14 protein-coding genes and 1 pseudogene are annotated in these 14,548 nt (G+C 69.3%); 6 read left to right on the plus strand and 9 right to left on the minus strand.

Annotated elements, in window-relative coordinates:
• Nucleotides 1–4: 4 nt before the first annotated feature.
• The 3 genes from BLS97_RS05045 to BLS97_RS05055 are packed head-to-tail and all read right to left on the minus strand — an operon-like array spanning nucleotide 5 to nucleotide 3,305.
• Nucleotides 5–757 carry an isocitrate lyase/phosphoenolpyruvate mutase family protein gene (locus BLS97_RS05045; RefSeq protein ID WP_090474866.1) on the minus strand — a complete coding sequence of 251 codons (753 nt, stop codon included), beginning with the start codon at nucleotides 755–757 and terminating at the stop codon, nucleotides 5–7.
• Nucleotides 754–2,010, minus strand: a complete 1,257-nt coding sequence (gene purD / locus BLS97_RS05050) for a phosphoribosylamine--glycine ligase (protein ID WP_090474867.1) — start codon at nucleotides 2,008–2,010, stop codon at nucleotides 754–756. Before purD ends, BLS97_RS05045 begins: the two co-directional genes overlap by 4 nt.
• A gap of 5 nt (nucleotides 2,011–2,015) precedes the next feature.
• Nucleotides 2,016–3,305, minus strand: a complete 1,290-nt coding sequence (locus BLS97_RS05055; RefSeq protein WP_090474868.1) for an adenylosuccinate synthase — start codon at nucleotides 3,303–3,305, stop codon at nucleotides 2,016–2,018.
• Nucleotides 3,306–3,370: 65 nt separating this feature from the next.
• Between BLS97_RS05055 and BLS97_RS05060 the strand changes: the two genes are divergently transcribed.
• Nucleotides 3,371–4,051: a hypothetical protein gene (locus BLS97_RS05060; RefSeq protein WP_157695197.1), complete on the plus strand. Its 681-nt coding sequence runs from the start codon at nucleotides 3,371–3,373 to the stop codon at nucleotides 4,049–4,051.
• A gap of 461 nt (nucleotides 4,052–4,512) precedes the next feature.
• Here BLS97_RS05060 and BLS97_RS05065 read toward each other — a convergent pair whose 3' ends face one another.
• The 3 genes from BLS97_RS05065 to BLS97_RS05075 all read right to left on the minus strand — a co-directional run bounded on the left by BLS97_RS05065 (nucleotide 4,513) and on the right by BLS97_RS05075 (nucleotide 5,573).
• Nucleotides 4,513–4,920: a DUF3151 domain-containing protein gene (locus tag BLS97_RS05065; RefSeq protein WP_090481369.1), complete on the minus strand. Its 408-nt coding sequence runs from the start codon at nucleotides 4,918–4,920 to the stop codon at nucleotides 4,513–4,515.
• 66 nt (nucleotides 4,921–4,986) lie between these two features.
• Nucleotides 4,987–5,274 carry a WXG100 family type VII secretion target gene (locus tag BLS97_RS05070; protein WP_090474870.1) on the minus strand — a complete coding sequence of 96 codons (288 nt, stop codon included), beginning with the start codon at nucleotides 5,272–5,274 and terminating at the stop codon, nucleotides 4,987–4,989.
• Nucleotides 5,274–5,573, minus strand: coding sequence for a WXG100 family type VII secretion target (locus BLS97_RS05075; protein ID WP_090474871.1), 300 nt, complete (start codon nucleotides 5,571–5,573; stop codon nucleotides 5,274–5,276). Before BLS97_RS05075 ends, BLS97_RS05070 begins: the two co-directional genes overlap by 1 nt.
• Nucleotides 5,574–5,797: 224 nt before the next feature.
• Between BLS97_RS05075 and BLS97_RS05080 the strand changes: the two are divergent.
• From BLS97_RS05080 to BLS97_RS05090, 3 genes and pseudogenes are all read left to right on the plus strand, one after another.
• Nucleotides 5,798–6,738, plus strand: a pseudogene (locus tag BLS97_RS05080) (NAD(P)H-binding protein).
• Nucleotides 6,704–7,504: a CPBP family intramembrane glutamic endopeptidase gene (locus BLS97_RS05085; RefSeq protein ID WP_231988366.1), complete on the plus strand. Its 801-nt coding sequence runs from the start codon at nucleotides 6,704–6,706 to the stop codon at nucleotides 7,502–7,504. The pseudogene BLS97_RS05080 and the gene BLS97_RS05085 overlap by 35 nt, the downstream one beginning before the upstream one ends.
• 95 nt (nucleotides 7,505–7,599) lie before the next feature.
• Nucleotides 7,600–8,073, plus strand: a complete 474-nt coding sequence (locus BLS97_RS05090) for a DUF2510 domain-containing protein (RefSeq protein WP_090474872.1) — start codon at nucleotides 7,600–7,602, stop codon at nucleotides 8,071–8,073.
• Nucleotides 8,074–8,401: 328 nt separating this feature from the next.
• Here the strand turns inward: BLS97_RS05090 and BLS97_RS23200 are convergent, their stop codons facing one another.
• Nucleotides 8,402–9,478 (minus strand): transglycosylase family protein, encoded by a 1,077-nt coding sequence (locus tag BLS97_RS23200; RefSeq protein ID WP_197676415.1) that lies wholly within the window; start codon nucleotides 9,476–9,478, stop codon nucleotides 8,402–8,404.
• Nucleotides 9,479–10,013: 535 nt separating this feature from the next.
• Here BLS97_RS23200 and BLS97_RS05100 point away from each other — a divergent pair.
• Nucleotides 10,014–10,901, plus strand: a complete 888-nt coding sequence (locus BLS97_RS05100; protein WP_090474873.1) for a DMT family transporter — start codon at nucleotides 10,014–10,016, stop codon at nucleotides 10,899–10,901.
• Nucleotides 10,902–10,975: 74 nt separating this feature from the next.
• Here BLS97_RS05100 and fbaA read toward each other — a convergent pair whose 3' ends face one another.
• Nucleotides 10,976–12,016: a class II fructose-bisphosphate aldolase gene (gene fbaA / locus BLS97_RS05105; protein ID WP_090474874.1), complete on the minus strand. Its 1,041-nt coding sequence runs from the start codon at nucleotides 12,014–12,016 to the stop codon at nucleotides 10,976–10,978.
• 258 nt (nucleotides 12,017–12,274) lie between these two features.
• On the opposite strand from fbaA, the gene BLS97_RS05110 reads away from it, so the two are divergent.
• Nucleotides 12,275–13,453, plus strand: a complete 1,179-nt coding sequence (locus tag BLS97_RS05110; protein ID WP_090474875.1) for an MFS transporter — start codon at nucleotides 12,275–12,277, stop codon at nucleotides 13,451–13,453.
• Between the two features lie 30 nt (nucleotides 13,454–13,483).
• Here the strand turns inward: BLS97_RS05110 and BLS97_RS05115 are convergent, their stop codons facing one another.
• The gene (locus BLS97_RS05115; RefSeq protein ID WP_172832216.1) at nucleotides 13,484–14,545 is read right to left on the minus strand and encodes a LacI family DNA-binding transcriptional regulator; all 1,062 of its coding nucleotides are present in this window, start codon (nucleotides 14,543–14,545) and stop codon (nucleotides 13,484–13,486) included.
• Nucleotides 14,546–14,548: the final 3 nt, after the last annotated feature.

Genomic DNA, 14,548 nt, shown 5'->3' on the forward strand with positions numbered 1-14,548 from the left:
TGGGTCAGAACGACGGCACGAACGGCGGAACGAGCGCTTCCAACGCCCGGTTCGCCGCTCGCCACAGGTCCGGCCCGAAGGACACCCGGGCCGCCCCGGCCGCCGCCGCATCGGCCAGCGAGATGCGGCCAGCGGCCGGCATGTACGAACCGAGCAGGTTCACCGCGGCCGGGGCAACGGCAGCGCAGAACGCGGTGGCCAGGGTCGGGTCGTGCAGCAGGATCGGGTAGACGCAGTCGGCGCCGGCTTCGAGGTAGAGCCGGGCGCGCTCGACCGCCTCCTCCAGCAGCGAACCCGGGTCGGTGCCCGGCGCGGCCTGGATGAACACGTCGACCCGGGCGTTGATCACCAGACCCTCCCCGGCGGCGGCCCGGATCGCGGCCAGGTGATCGGCCTGACGAGCGGCCTCGATCAGTCCGCCGGACGAATGGTCGGTGTCCTCCAGATTGGCGCCGGCGGCGCCGGTGTCCAGCAAGGCCTCGACGAATTCGGCCGGGGCGAGCCCGTAACCGCCCTCGCAGTCCACGGTCAGCGGGACATCCACCCGGGCGGCGATCCGCGCCGCGGCGGCGAACATCTCCGCGGCCGGGGCCTGGTGCCCGTCCTCGTATCCGAGCACCGCCGCCACCGCGGCGGAGCTGGTGGCCAGCGCCGGGTGGCCGGCGCCGGCCACGGCGAGAGCCGACGGCACGTCCCAGATGTTGGGCAGCACCAACGGCCGTCCGGGAACGTGCAGTTCACGCAGCGCCGACGTCACGGCAACCGGACCAGCCCGTCCGCCGCCGCGGCGCCGATATCGCTGCGATGCTGCGCACCCCGCATCGTGACCCCGGCGACCAGCGCGTAGGCCGCCGACCGGGCCGCGTGCAGGTCCGTTCCGGAGGCGGTGGCCGACAGCACGCGACCACCGGCGGAAACCACCCGCCCCGACTCGTCCCGTTTCGTACCGGCGTGCAGGATCCCGTCCTGGTCGGCCCCGGTGATCACGTCCCCGAGGACCGGGGCGGCCGGATAGCCTTCGGCCGCAATGACGACGGTGACCGCCGACCCCGGCTTCCACGTCGGCGCCGGCACGGTGCCAAGGTCACCGGCCGCGGCGGCGGCCAGCAACTCGCTCAGCGGCGAGTCGAGCAGCTCCAGCACCACCTGGGTCTCGGGATCTCCGAAGCGGCAGTTGAACTCGATCACCTTGGGTCCGTCCGCGGTGAGCACCAGCCCGGCGTACAGCAGGCCGGAGAACGGCGATCCGCGGTCGGCCATCTCGGCCAGCACCGGATCGAGCACCGACGTCTGCACGGTCTCCACCAGATCCGACGGCGCCCAGTCGAGCGGCGCGTAGGCCCCCATACCCCCGGTGTTCGGTCCGGCATCACCGTCGGCCAGGCGCTTGAAGTCCTGGGCCGGCAGCAACGGCACGGCTCGCGCTCCGTCGCAGACGGCGAACAACGACACCTCGGGGCCGGCCAGGAACTCCTCGACCAACACCGGATGACCGCCGTCGAGCACCGACCGGGCGTGCGCCGCGGCGATTTCCCGGTCCTGCGTGACGACCACCCCCTTGCCCGCGGCCAGCCCGTCGTCCTTCACCACGTACGGCGAACCGCAGGCATCCAGGGCCGGGTCGATCTCGTCGGGCCGGGTGACGGACACAGCGGCGGCGGTCGGCACCCCGGCCGCCGTCATCACGTCCTTGGCGAAGGCCTTGGATCCCTCGATCCGGGCGGCATCGGCGCTCGGCCCGAACACCGCGATGCCGAGCGCGGCGACCGCGTCGGCGGCCCCGTTCACCAGCGGCACCTCGGGCCCGACGACGACCAGGTCGACCGCGAGCCGGCCGGCCAGAGCGGCCACGGCCGCCGGGTCGGCCACGTCGACCGGGTGCGACTGGGCCAGGGATCCGGTGCCTGCGTTGCCCGGGGCGACGAAGAGGTCGGTGACCGCCGGATCGCGGTCGAGGGCCCGCAGCAGGGCGTGCTCGCGAGCTCCGGAACCGATGACGAGGATGCGCATGCCGATCAGGCCAGCACGTCGTTCAGGACGATCGTCTGGTCGCGGCCGGGGCCGACGCCGATCGCCGACACCCGGGCCTGGGCCAGTTCCTCGACCCGGCGGACGTAGTCCTGCGCCGCCGACGGCAGTTCCGCGAAGGTGCGGCAGCCCGAGATGTCCTCGAACCAACCGGGCATGTTCTCGTAGATCGGCTTCGCGTGGTGGAAACCGGTCTGCGTCAACGGCATCTCGTCATGCCGTTCGCCGTCGACGTCGTAGGCCACGCAGATCGGCACCTCCTCCAGGGAGGACAGCACGTCCAGCTTCGTGAGGAAGTAGTCGGTGATGCCGTTGACCCGGGTGGCATACCGGGCGATGACCGCGTCGAACCAACCGCAACGACGGGGGCGCCCGGTGTTGACGCCGATCTCGCCGCCGGTCTTTCGCAGGTATTCGCCCCACTGGTCGTGCAGTTCGGTCGGGAAGGGACCGGAGCCGACGCGGGTGGTGTACGCCTTCAGGATGCCCATCACGGTGGTGATCTTCCCCGGGCCGATGCCGGTGCCGACCGCCGCGCCACCGGCCGTCGGGTTGGACGAGGTCACGTAGGGGTAGGTGCCGTGGTCGACGTCGAGCAGGGTGCCCTGCGACCCCTCCATCAGGACGTGTTCGCCGCGACGGATGGCCTGGTCGAGCAGCAGGCGGGTGTCGGCGATCCGGTGCTTGAAGCCCTCGACCATGGCCAGCGCGTCGTCGACGATCTTGCCGGCGTCCAGCGCCTTGCGGTTGTAGACCTTGACCAGGATCTGGTTCTTGAAGTCCAGGGCCGCCTCGACCTTCTGCTGCAGGATCGAGGGATCGAGCAGGTCCTGGACCCGGACCCCCAGCCGGGCCGCCTTGTCCTGGTAGGCCGGACCGATGCCGCGTCCGGTGGTGCCGATCTTCGCCTTCCCCAGGTAGCGCTCGGAGACCTTGTCGATGGCGATGTGGTATGGCATGACCAGGTGCGCGTCGGCCGAGATGTACAGGCCGGAGGTGTCCACGCCGCGTGCTTCCAGGCCGCCGAGCTCCTCGAGCAGCGCCTCCGGGTTGACCACCACGCCGTTGCCGATGACGTTCTTGATCCCCGGGGTGAGAATGCCGGAAGGGATCAGGCGGATGGCGAACTTCTGCCCGTCCGGGAGGACGACCGTGTGCCCGGCGTTGTTTCCGCCCTGGTACCGCACCACCCACTGGACCCGGTCACCGTAGAGGTCGGTTGCCTTGCCCTTGCCCTCATCGCCCCACTGGGCACCGATCAGCACCATCACCGACATGGCAGACTCCCTGAGATCTCATTGCCGTAGCTGCGACAGGCAGCCGCCAGAGGGAAGGGTAGTGGGTGAGTCCCATTCATGTGGTGTGCTGCCGCGCCGATCGGGCGACGGCGGAGGCCGACCCGACCGTGCGGAAGGCTCTCGCCCGGTGTCAGGGGGCGACCGTGTCGTTCGTCGGTCGGCGTCCGGGCAAGGAGATCGACGACCTCCTGATCGACCGTCTGCTGGTGATCGGCGGCGACGCCGACCTGGCCGCCGTCGCGCTGCGGTTGCTGCGGACCGAACGGCTGTCCTCGGTCGTGGTCGCATTCGCCAGTGATGTCCCGACCACGGTGACCGAGCTCTGGTCGCTGCCGCTGGGCGCGGCAGCGGTGGAGCTGGCCATCGGCGGCGACCCCGATCTGGTGCCGTTGGTCCGCGACGATGTCGGCGGAGTCGTCGTCGGGGTCGGGGCCGTGTCACCGATCCAGGGCACGGTCTACGTGGACGAGAGCCGTGTGCTCTCCGGCGGCGCCGCGCACCTGTTGGTCGAGCCGGACTCCGAGAAAGGACTGGCGGTCACCATCGTGCCGCGGCGGATCCTCGGCTTCGGCCGCCGGCCGCGCACCTTCCGCGGCCGAGCCGTGTCGATCGGGACCGTCCAGTCCCAGGTCGTCAGCGACGGTGTGCTGTTCGATCGCAAGATGGACCGCTGGACCTTCTACAAACACACCGAGCCCGTCCGACTGGTCCGGGGCGTGGTGTAGACCTTCGGCGGGCGGGTTTGAGCCCGGTCCGGCGTGGGGTATCGACAGGATCCAGACGGCCGGACATCCCCGGATACGGCAGCCCGGACGTATCGCCACCACGAGAACGCCCCACAGGTCGGGGTCCGGGCCCCTGGCACTGGACGCACCCGACCGGTGCCAACGAATCAGAGGCAACGTGGCCGGGAGCTCGAGTGCGGGTCCTCGACCGCGCAAGGGCCAGGACCCGACGGGTCTTCGGCCCGGCCCGGGCCGAGTTTGGCCGAGTTAGCCGACGCATGGGCCGACCAACAGCCGGAGGGCCACACCTTCACCGGGGTGACCCCGCTCCAGTGGGGACGCGCCGGGATGACGCGCCCCGAGGCGACCGGACCGACGGCCCGGCCGCCCTCAGCGCCCGGGCCGGCTCCGATGGGCCGATGGTCACCCGGCTCTCGGGGCGAAGGCCCGGACCGGGGCGGTCAGGGCAGCAGCTCGGCCGGGATGTCGCGGTCGGCGTCGAGCAGGAACGCCCGGACCCGGGCAACCTCCTCTTCCTCCTCGAACAGGGCAGCGGCCTGGCCGAGGGCGGACAGCGCCCGGAGGAACCCGCGGTTCGGCTCGTGCGACCACGGGACAGGTCCCGCGCCCTTCCAGCCGTTGCGGCGCAGCTGGTCCAGGCCCCGGTGGTATCCGACGCGGGCGAAGGCGTACCCGGAGACGTCGTCTCCGCGGTCGAGGGCCGCCTCGGCCAGTTCGGCCCACACCAAGCTCGAAGTGGGGTGCCGGCGAGCCACGGATTCGGCCGATTCCCCGGCGGCCAGCTCGGCCTCTGCCGGATCGACGGGCAGCGTGACGGGCGGTGGTCCCAACAGGTTCGGTCCATTCATGTGACCATCCTGCCCGTTCCAGCCGGACCCGGTGACCACCCCGATGGGACCGACGCGATCGGGGTCCTACCCCGGGAACTGCGCAGCCAACGCACGGTCCACCTGCTCGTAGTAGACCCGGGCCTCGCCGACGGCATCGGCCAGGGCCCGGAGCACAACCTGGCGGTCGGCCGCCGCCGCATCCCACTTCTGCTTGCGGGCCTGGAAGGCCAGCAGAGCGTTGGCCGACATGTCCGCGGTCGCCGCGACGGTCGAGTCGAGGTCGTGCAGATGCCCTTCGATACGTCCCCAGGTGGCCACCAGACCGTCGTGTCCGCTCGACATCACGCCGTAGTTCGCCTTGATCGTCGCCATCATCGACCGCCGCGCAGGCCGGCCGCCAGGTCGTGCTCGGCCTCGCCGAACCGCAGACCGGTGCTCTGCAACGTCGCCCCATGACTGAGCAGCGCGTCCTTCAGCACCGTCGCCTCGTCGAGGTAGCTCTGCATCATCGACGCGAACTGCGGCGCCGCGCAGTCGGACTGCCAACCCGACCGGATCTCGGCGAGCAGGTCGCCCATCGTGCCGATCTCCCGGGCCAGCGCCGCGCCCACATCGGTGACCCCGACGCCGGCCGCGCTGATCCGCTCGCTGCTGATGGTGATGCCGTCCACGGCGTCCCCCCGATCTGCTAGGCCAGGTGCCTGACGCACCCGGCGGTGTCATCCATCCTGGGTTCGACCGACGGGTGGGGGAAGATCCAGCTCACAGATGTGGATGGTTTCGCCCATGGGGACAACCGGGAACCGACCGCTCGTTGCCCACCAGGCACTTCGCGCGTCCACCGTCAGTCCCGTCGGCCCGCGGCACCTTCACCCAGGCACTCGAAAGGCCACCCATGGCACGCATTCTCGTGACCGGCGCCTCCGGCTTCATCGGAACCAGGTTGTGCCCGGCCCTGATCGAGGCGGGGCACCAGGTCATGGCCATGACGCGATCGCCGGAGAAGTACACCGGCGCGGGCACGCCGGTCGCCGGCGACGTGTCCGACCCGGACACCCTGCCCCCGGTACTGGAAGGCGTCGACGTCGCCTACTACCTCGTGCACTCACTCGACAGCCAGGACTTCGAACGCATGGACGCCGAGGCCGCCCGGGCGTTCGGTGCCGCCGCCGCCGCGGCCGGCGTACAGCGGATCATCTACCTCGGCGGCCTGGGTGACGACGCCGCCGATCTATCCGCCCATCTGCGGTCCCGTCGCGAGGTGGAGCACCTGCTGCGCGATGCGGGCGTCCCGGTGACGGTGCTGCGCGCGGCGATCGTCATCGGCCACGGCGGCATCTCGTGGGAGATCACCCGGCAGTTGGTGGCGCACCTGCCGATCATGGTGGCCCCGCGGTGGGTCACCACCCGGACCCAGCCGATCGCGTTGCCCGACGTGATCCGGTACCTGGTCGGTGTGCTCGAGCGCCCGGAGTCGACTGGGCAGACCTACGACATCGGCGGCCCCGAGGTCCTCCGCTACGTGGACATGCTCAAGCGGGCCGCGGTCATCCAGAACCGGCGGATCCTGCCCCTGTTCATCGTCCCGCTGCTCACCCCCGGCTGTCGTCCGGGTGGCTCACACTGGTGACGGACGTCGATCTCGAGACCAGCCGGAACCTGATCGATTCGATGACCAACGAGGTGATCGTCACCGACGACTCGATCACGAAGCTGATCCCCGGCGAGCTGATGGGATACGACGATGCGGTTCGTCTGGCGCTGGCCGAGCGGGCGGCCGCGGAGGACGCCCGGGACGACGGTGACGAACGGTCCGGGCGGAGCGCGGCTCGATGACCGGCCCGACGGCCGCACCGAGGACGGCCGCACCGGGCATCAGGCCCCGCGGATGAACCTGGCCCGCGGTCGCCTCGGGCGCCTGCTCGCCCCGACCCTGATCGACCGGTCGGACCGTGACCACGGCCAGAGCGATGCGGCGTTCCGGCGGCGGCGGATCGTCGTCGCGGTCGTGGTCGTGCTCGGAGCGGCCCTCCTGGGTGTGTCACTGCGGGTGCGACCGAACGACCCCGCGTTCTATCCGCTCACCTTCGGGCTGGCCGCGCTCTGGGTGGCGGGCGGATTCGCGTCCGGACCACTGCATCTCGGACGGGCCGCCTCGGCCGGCAGTCTGCGGCGGCCGGTCGTCACGCCGATCCTGATCGGCGCAGTGATCGGCATCGTGTTCGTCGCCGGCGCGTTGGCCGTCCGCGAGATCGGTCCGCTGCATCGCGTGGTGGACGCCGTGCTGGCCCATGCCCGATTCGGCTCGCTCGCCCTGACCGCGCTGGTGACGTTGCTCAACGGAATCGCCGAGGAGGTGTTCTTCCGGGGCGCACTCTTCGCCGCGATCGGTCGCCGGCAGCCGGTACTGACCTCCACCCTGGTCTACGGCCTGGCCACCGTCGCCACCGGCAACTACATGCTGGTGTTCTCGGCGCTGGTCCTCGGTGTCGTGCTCGGCCTGGAACGGCGCGCCACCGGCGGGGTACTGGCGCCGATTCTGACCCACGTCACCTGGTCGATGATCATGCTGTTCGTGTTGCCGCCGCTGTTCGCGTCCTGACCGGGAGGAACCCCAGCGCGACCAGGGCCGTCGTACCATTTCCGGGCGGCCTTCGCGGCCCGTTCATTTCATCTCTTCGAGGGGGACATCTCGTCATGACCGCACCCGTTGCCGGCTGGTACGCCGATCCCAATGGCAGCACCGACCTGCGGTTCTGGGACGGTGCGGCCTGGACACCGTCGACCCAACCCGCGCCCGCCGCCCAGTCGCCGTATCCGAACCCCGGCCAGCCCTACCCGGCCCAGCCGTACGTGGGTCAGCCCTACCCCGGCCAGCCCGACCTCGGCCGGTATGCCGGGCAGCCCTACCCGGGCCAGCCGTATCCGGCCCAGCCGACCCGACTCAGCGCGCCGGCCGCCGGCCTGCTGGCGCGCAGCCGGTTCACCCTGATCACCATCGCCGTCTGCATCGTGTACTACATCATCGAGAGGTCAGCCCACATCGTGTTCTTCGGCGTGCTGCCGGTCGTCATGACGGCCCGGTCCTTCCAGGCCAAGGAGCCGTACGCCATCATCGGCGCGGCCATCGCCGCCGTGACCATCGTGAACGCCTTCGCCCATATCTTCTGAGCCCTGCGGTTGACCGGCGGTCTCTCGGCCGCCGGTCCTGAAAGCCCGATCGAGATCGCACAGAGTAATCACTTGGTCAAGAAGTGTGCTCCGTCCGGAAAAGCAGAGAGGCCCAAGCCGGCTTGGCTTGGGCCTCTCGGGCTCCGATCCGAGCCCGGGCATCGGGCTGAGATCGGGCGTTTCCGCGCCCCCGCTGGGGCGCTTACTACTGATTCCTCGCCTTCGCAGCGGAGGACGTTACGGATTCAGGGCAGAAACTTGGCCAGAACTCAGAATTTGTTGATCGACCCTCGTCTATCACCGTCGGTGACCGTGGCCGCGCAACGAATCAGGGCTTGACCTTGCCCTCCCAGGCGGCCTTCCACGTCTTCGGGCCGATCAAGCCGGTCCCGCCGAGATGGTTGGCGTTCTGGATGCTCTTGGCCGCGGCCAGGGTGTGGTCGCCGTAGTAGCCGACCCCGATCAGGTCGTATCCGCGACGACCCATCTGCATCTGCCAGCAGGCGAGTGCTTTGTCGTAGTCGCCGAGAGCGAACGACTCCTTCGGCCATGCCGGGGCCTTGCGCGCACCGACGTGACACGACGCGGCGGTGATACCCGGCCAGAGGGCTCCGCTCACCGGCTTGGTCGGAGTCACCGGCTTGGTGGGCTTGGTCGGAGTGACCGGCTTGGTCGGCTTGGTCGGAGTGACCGGCTTCGTCGGCTTCGTCGGTTCGCTGGGCTTCGTCGGCGTGGTGGCCGCCCTGCCCCAGGCCGCGGCCCAGGTGGAGGCGTCGATGACGTCGCTCTGCCGGATCCCCGAGGTGCTCTGCAGCTGGTGCACCACGCTGAGGGTGTAGGCACCGAAGTACCCGGTCCCGGTGAAGTGATAGCCCTTGGTGGCCATCTGCTTCTGCCAGCACACGAGCCCGCGGTAGGTGGTGCCCCTCGAGAACGTCGTGCCGCCCCAGGCCGGTGCGGTCGACTTCCCGATGTTGCAACTGTTGGTGGGAACCGGCGTGTAGGTGCTGGTACCACCGCCACTGATGTAGGCACTGTCGGCCCGCGACGGAACCACACCCGAACTGGCCATCGAATCCTCGCGCAGACCGGCCAGCGAAGCGCAGGTCCACGGGCTCCACCCGCGCATCCGGTACAGGTAGAGCGCGCGATAGTCCTGCTCGGACGGACTGGCATCGGCCGGCGATCCGCTGCCGCCGACCGAATTCCACGTGCTCTGATCGAACTGGTAGGCGCCGTAGTAGCCGTTGCCGGTGTTGATGCTGTAGTCGCCGCTCGATTCACACTGGCGAAGCGATGCCCAGTCGGAGGCGGACGGGTCGGCCGAGGCCGAACCGGCCATGAAGATGGTCATCCCGGCGAACAAGGCCGCGATGGTCGTTCCCAATGCCAGCGCTCTGCGCACAGGCAATCCCTTCCGGCCGCGCAACGCATCGTGTGCGAGGCAAACGGGTAGCGCAAAGCGGACTGACGTACCCGGATCTGTGGGCACGCACGGGCCACCTAGCCCTCACGTATGCATCGCGGCGATGCCTCTTCCCCTTGCACGACACCGCCGTCGACCGCGCCCCCGCTCGACCAATCCGTTGTGCATTTCCCGACGCCGGGGTCTTCGGAGCGGGGAGCCACGACCACCGGCGGGTTCACCCAGTGGTGAACCCGCCTCACCGTAGTTCACCAGTCACACAAGTCACAAGACACCCAGCAAACACATTGTTCTCCCTGTGCATCAATCACCCCAACAGCGACACGCCGCGGCGGGACACGAATCACAAGGTTGTCATTTACTCCCTGACGAGGCCTGATCGGCCACAACACGCCCGTATCGCCGGGCATTCGACAGCGGAACCGGACGATGCTCGGCAGAAATACTCTCTGTCCGTCGGACCTTCGGGCCGTTATGGTGATCCCACCGGTTGCACAGGATGAGAGATGGGGCTATGAGTCGTCGGGCCTGGCTGCTTTTCACCGCATTGAGCCTGATCTGGGGCATTCCATATCTGATGATCAAGGTCGCGGTGCGGGACCTGGATCCGGTCGTGGTGGCCTTCGGCCGAACGTTCATCGGCGCGCTGATCCTGCTACCGGTGGCACTGCGCCGCGGAGCGCTGCGGCCGGTTCTGTCCCGATGGAAGTGGTTGCTGGTCTACACGGTGGTCGAGATGGTCGGGCCGTGGTGGCTGCTCGGGCACGCCGAGACCCGCTTGACCAGCTCCACCGCCGGACTCCTGCTGGCCGTCGTTCCGCTGATCGCCGCCATCATTCTCGTCTCCACCGGGCACGACCGGTTCGACTCCCGCCGCCTGCTGGGGCTGGCCATCGGCCTGGCCGGGGTGATCACCCTGGTCGGCCTGGACGTCCACCTGGACGACCTGCTGTCCGTCGGGGCGGTGATGATCACAGCCATCGGTTACGCCGTCGGCCCCATCATCATCAACCGGAAGTTGGCCGATCTGCCGCCGATGGGCGTCATCACCGGTTCGCTCATCGGCGCCGCCGCCATCTTCGCTCCCTTCGCGGTCTGGCTGCGCCCGTCCCACGTCGGGGCGGCAGCCGGCTGGTCGGTGCTCGGATTGGCCGTCATCTGCACCGCGGTGGCCTTCCTGGCCTTCTTCGCCCTGATCGCCGAGGCCGGCCCGGCCCGCGCAACGGTGATCACCTACATCAACCCGGCGGTGGCGATCCTGCTCGGGGTCCTCGTCCTCCACGAGCAGTTCACCGTGGGTATCGCCATCGGCTTCCCCCTGGTGATCCTCGGTTCGGTCCTGGCCACCGCCCGGACCCGCGCCCCGGCCCTGGAGCCGCTCGAAGAGCCGGTCGCGCCCTGACCAAGCCGTGACACAGCGACGGCCCGCCCTGACGATTCAAGGGCGGGCCGTCGCTGTTGGCTGCTACTTCTCGGCTACTTCTTGGCGCCCGGGGAGGTGCCGGCCGAACCCAGCTGCTGGCAGGCCTCGACCACACGGGCGGCCAGTCCGGCCTCGCCCAACTTGAGGTAGGAGCGCGGGTCGTAGGCCTTCTTGTTGCCCACCTCGCCGTCGACCTTGAGCACACCGTCGTAGTTGGTGAAGAAGTGCCCAACGATCGGCCGGGTGAACGCGTACTGGGTGTCGGTGTCGATGTTCATCTTCACGACGCCGTAGGAGACCGCCTCGGCGATCTCCTCCGCCGACGAACCCGATCCACCGTGGAAGACGAGGGCGAACGGCTTGGCCCCGGCTTCCAGGCCGAGGTGGGCGGCCAGTGCCTCCTGGCCCTCCTTCAGCACGGCCGGGCGCAGCTTGACCCCACCCGGCTTGTACACGCCGTGCACGTTGCCGAAGGTCGCGGCCACGATGTAGTTGTTCTCGACCGGAACACCCAGGACGTCGACCGTCTTGATGAAGTCCTCCGGCGAGGTGTAGAGCTTGTCGTTGATCTCGTGGGCGACGCCGTCCTCTTCGCCACCGACGACGCCGACCTCGATCTCGAGGATGACGTTGGCCGCCTTGGTCAACTCCAGGAGCTCCTTGGCGATCTCCAGGTTCTCGTCCAGTGGTACGGCCGAGCCGTCCCACATGTGCGACTGGAACAGCGGCAGACCACCGTTCCTGACGCGTTCGGCACTGATCTCCAGGAGCGGCTTGACGAACGTCGGCAGCTTGTCCTTCGGGCAGTGGTCGGTGTGCAGAGCGACGGTGACGTCGTAGCGGGCGGCCACGACGGCGGCGAACTCGGCGAGCGCGACGGCACCGACAACCATGTCCTTGACCGAGGTACCGGACGCGAACTCACCACCGCCGGTCGACACCTGGATGATGCCGTCGCTGCCGGCATCGGCGAAGCCCTTGATGGCGCCGTTGATCGTCTCCGACGACGTGATGTTGATCGCGGGGTAGGCGAAGCCGCCGTCCTTCGCCCGCTGGATCATCGCGGCGTAGGTCTCGGGAGTGGCAAGGGGCATGAGAATCCTTTCGGGGCTGCGGCCGGTTTCGGCCGGCGCCTGGGGTCTGATCGGCGTCGTCATTATCTCCTACGCAGCGACACGCCGAGGCCGCGGCTCCGCGCCTCGAAACGATTCGACAAGATGCTTCGACAGGCGCACAATTTGTCCCGAAGCACCACTCACCCGCGCGACGGACATCGGGGTCCCGGAACGCAGCGTCACCAGCACACCATTTCCGGCACCACATCACCCAGCATCCCGGGAGAGACCGCCCCCATGCCCCGCGCCCTCATCGCTTTGGCCGTCGGCGCTTTCGCCATCGGCTGCACCGAATTCGTCGTCATCGGGCTCCTCCCCCAGATCGGAGACGGGCTGCACGCAACCGTCCCGGCCATGGGCATCCTGATCACCGCCTACGCAATCGGCGTGATGATCGGAGCCCCGGCCATGACCGCCCTGTCCAGTCGTTTCTCGACCCGGCAGACGCTGATCGGGTTGATGGGCCTGTTCATCGTCGGCAACACGCTGTCCGCATTCGCCCCGAACTACCGGGTGCTGATGGGGGCCAGGGTGATCACCGCCCTGGCCCACGGGTCGTTCTTCGGAGTCGGAGCCATCGTCGCCCGGCGCGCAGTGGCCCCGGAGAAGGCGACCCAGGCCATCTCGCTGATGTTCCTGGGTCTGACCATCTCCAACGTCATCGGTGTCCCGGCCGCGACGTGGATCGGCCAGCAGATCGGCTGGCGGTACGTGTTCGGGGGGATCGCGGCGCTGGGTGTCGTGACCGTGGTCGCACTGCGGGCCTGGGTGCCCGACGACGACATCCGGATGGACATGAAGGCCGAACTGGGCGCCTTCCGGCGGAAGCAGGTCTGGCTCGGCCTGGCCATCACCACCATCGGGTTCGGTGCGTTCTTCGCCATGTACAGCTACATCGCCCCGATCCTGACCGATCTGGCCGGGATCGGTGAGAACAGCGTGACGCTGGTGTTGGTCCTGTTCGGGGTCGGCACCACGGTCGGAGCCCTGGTCGGCGGCCGGCTCGGCGATCGGTACGGCCTGCGACTGGTGGGCTTCGGGCTGTTCCTGGAGGTCGTCATCCTGGCCGCGTTCACCGTCACCTCGCACAACGCGGTGGCCGCCACCGCCACGCTGATGCTGTTCGGAGTGGTGGGCTTCGGCCTTGGCCCGGTGGTGCAGAACCGGATCATCGAGTCCGCCGGCACCGACGGGAGCATGGTGTCCGCCGTCAACCAGGGCGCGTTCAACGTCGCCAACGCCATCGGAGCGGCGGCCGGAGCCTACGTGATCCGCGCCGGCTACGGCCTGACCGGGCCGATGTGGGTCGGCGCGGTGCTCGCGGCCGCCGGTTGCGTGCTGGTCGTGGTCACCATCGTGACCGATCGACGGCGTGCGGTCCGGCTGGCGAGCCCCCGCGTCCTCGTGGAGGCCTGAGCGGCGATCCGGACCGGCCCGGGCCGGCGGTCAGGGCCGGTCCGGATCGCGGCGCGGCGGAGCCGTCGTCCGCCGGGTGATCAGGCCGGGGCTCATGCGGACCACCTCCGGCGCCGCCGGTTCGTGTAGTCGCACCTGGTCCAGCAACATGCGAGCGGCGATCCGCCCCTGGTCCCGCACCGGTTGCCCGATGGTGGTCAGTTCGAACAGGTACGCCATGTCGTGGTTGTCGACGCCGATGACCGAGAGGTCCTCCGGCACCCGGATGCCGAGCCGGCGGGCCGCGTACAGGACCCCCATGGCCACCTCGTCGGAAACGGCGAACACCGCGGTCGGCATACATCGCAGTTCACGCCCGCACTCGATCCACATCTTCTCCAGGGCGGCCGTACCGGCCTCGACCGGGAAACCGGTCACGCCGATCAGGGCCGGGTCGAGAGGAATGTTGTTCTCCGCCAACGCCTTCTGGTAGCCGCGTTCTCGATCGGCGGCGACGGTGAACCCGTACATGTTGTCCGGGTCCTGGCCCAGGAAACCGATGCGGCGATGCCCGAGACCGATCAGATGCGATGTTGCCGCATAGCCGACCTCGACGTCGTCGACCAGCACCCCGGAGACGCCGGGGATGATCGATCCGACGGTGACGAGCGGAATGCGCAGGTTCCGCAGGGACGCCGGCTGCAGACCGAGCGGGACATTGAGGCCGAGCACGCCATCCACCCGCTTGTGCAGGGCACGCGTGTCGACCCGAGCGGCTTTGGCTCCGGCGTTGGCACCCAGCGGGTACAGCAGCGTGTCGTAGCCCCGCTCACCCACCACATCCTGGGCACCTTCGATGACCGCACTGAAGAACCAGCGTGAGATCCACGGGGCCATCACGCCGATGGCGCTGGTTCGGCCCGTGGTCAGCGCGGCAGCGGAGGGCGAAGCCACGTATCCCAGCTTCGCCGCTGCCTGCTCGACGTTCTCCCTGGTCGTCACGGACACTCCGGGAAGACCCCGGAGTGCCCGTGACACCGTCGCCGGCGAGACACCGGCCAGTGCGGCAACTTCGACGATGCCGATCATCGGGGCGAACCCGCTGTCGGCCATCGA

Origin of the sequence: Nakamurella panacisegetis (assembly GCF_900104535.1) — a bacterium.
Taxonomy (GTDB): Bacteria; Actinomycetota; Actinomycetes; order Mycobacteriales; family Nakamurellaceae; genus Nakamurella; species Nakamurella panacisegetis.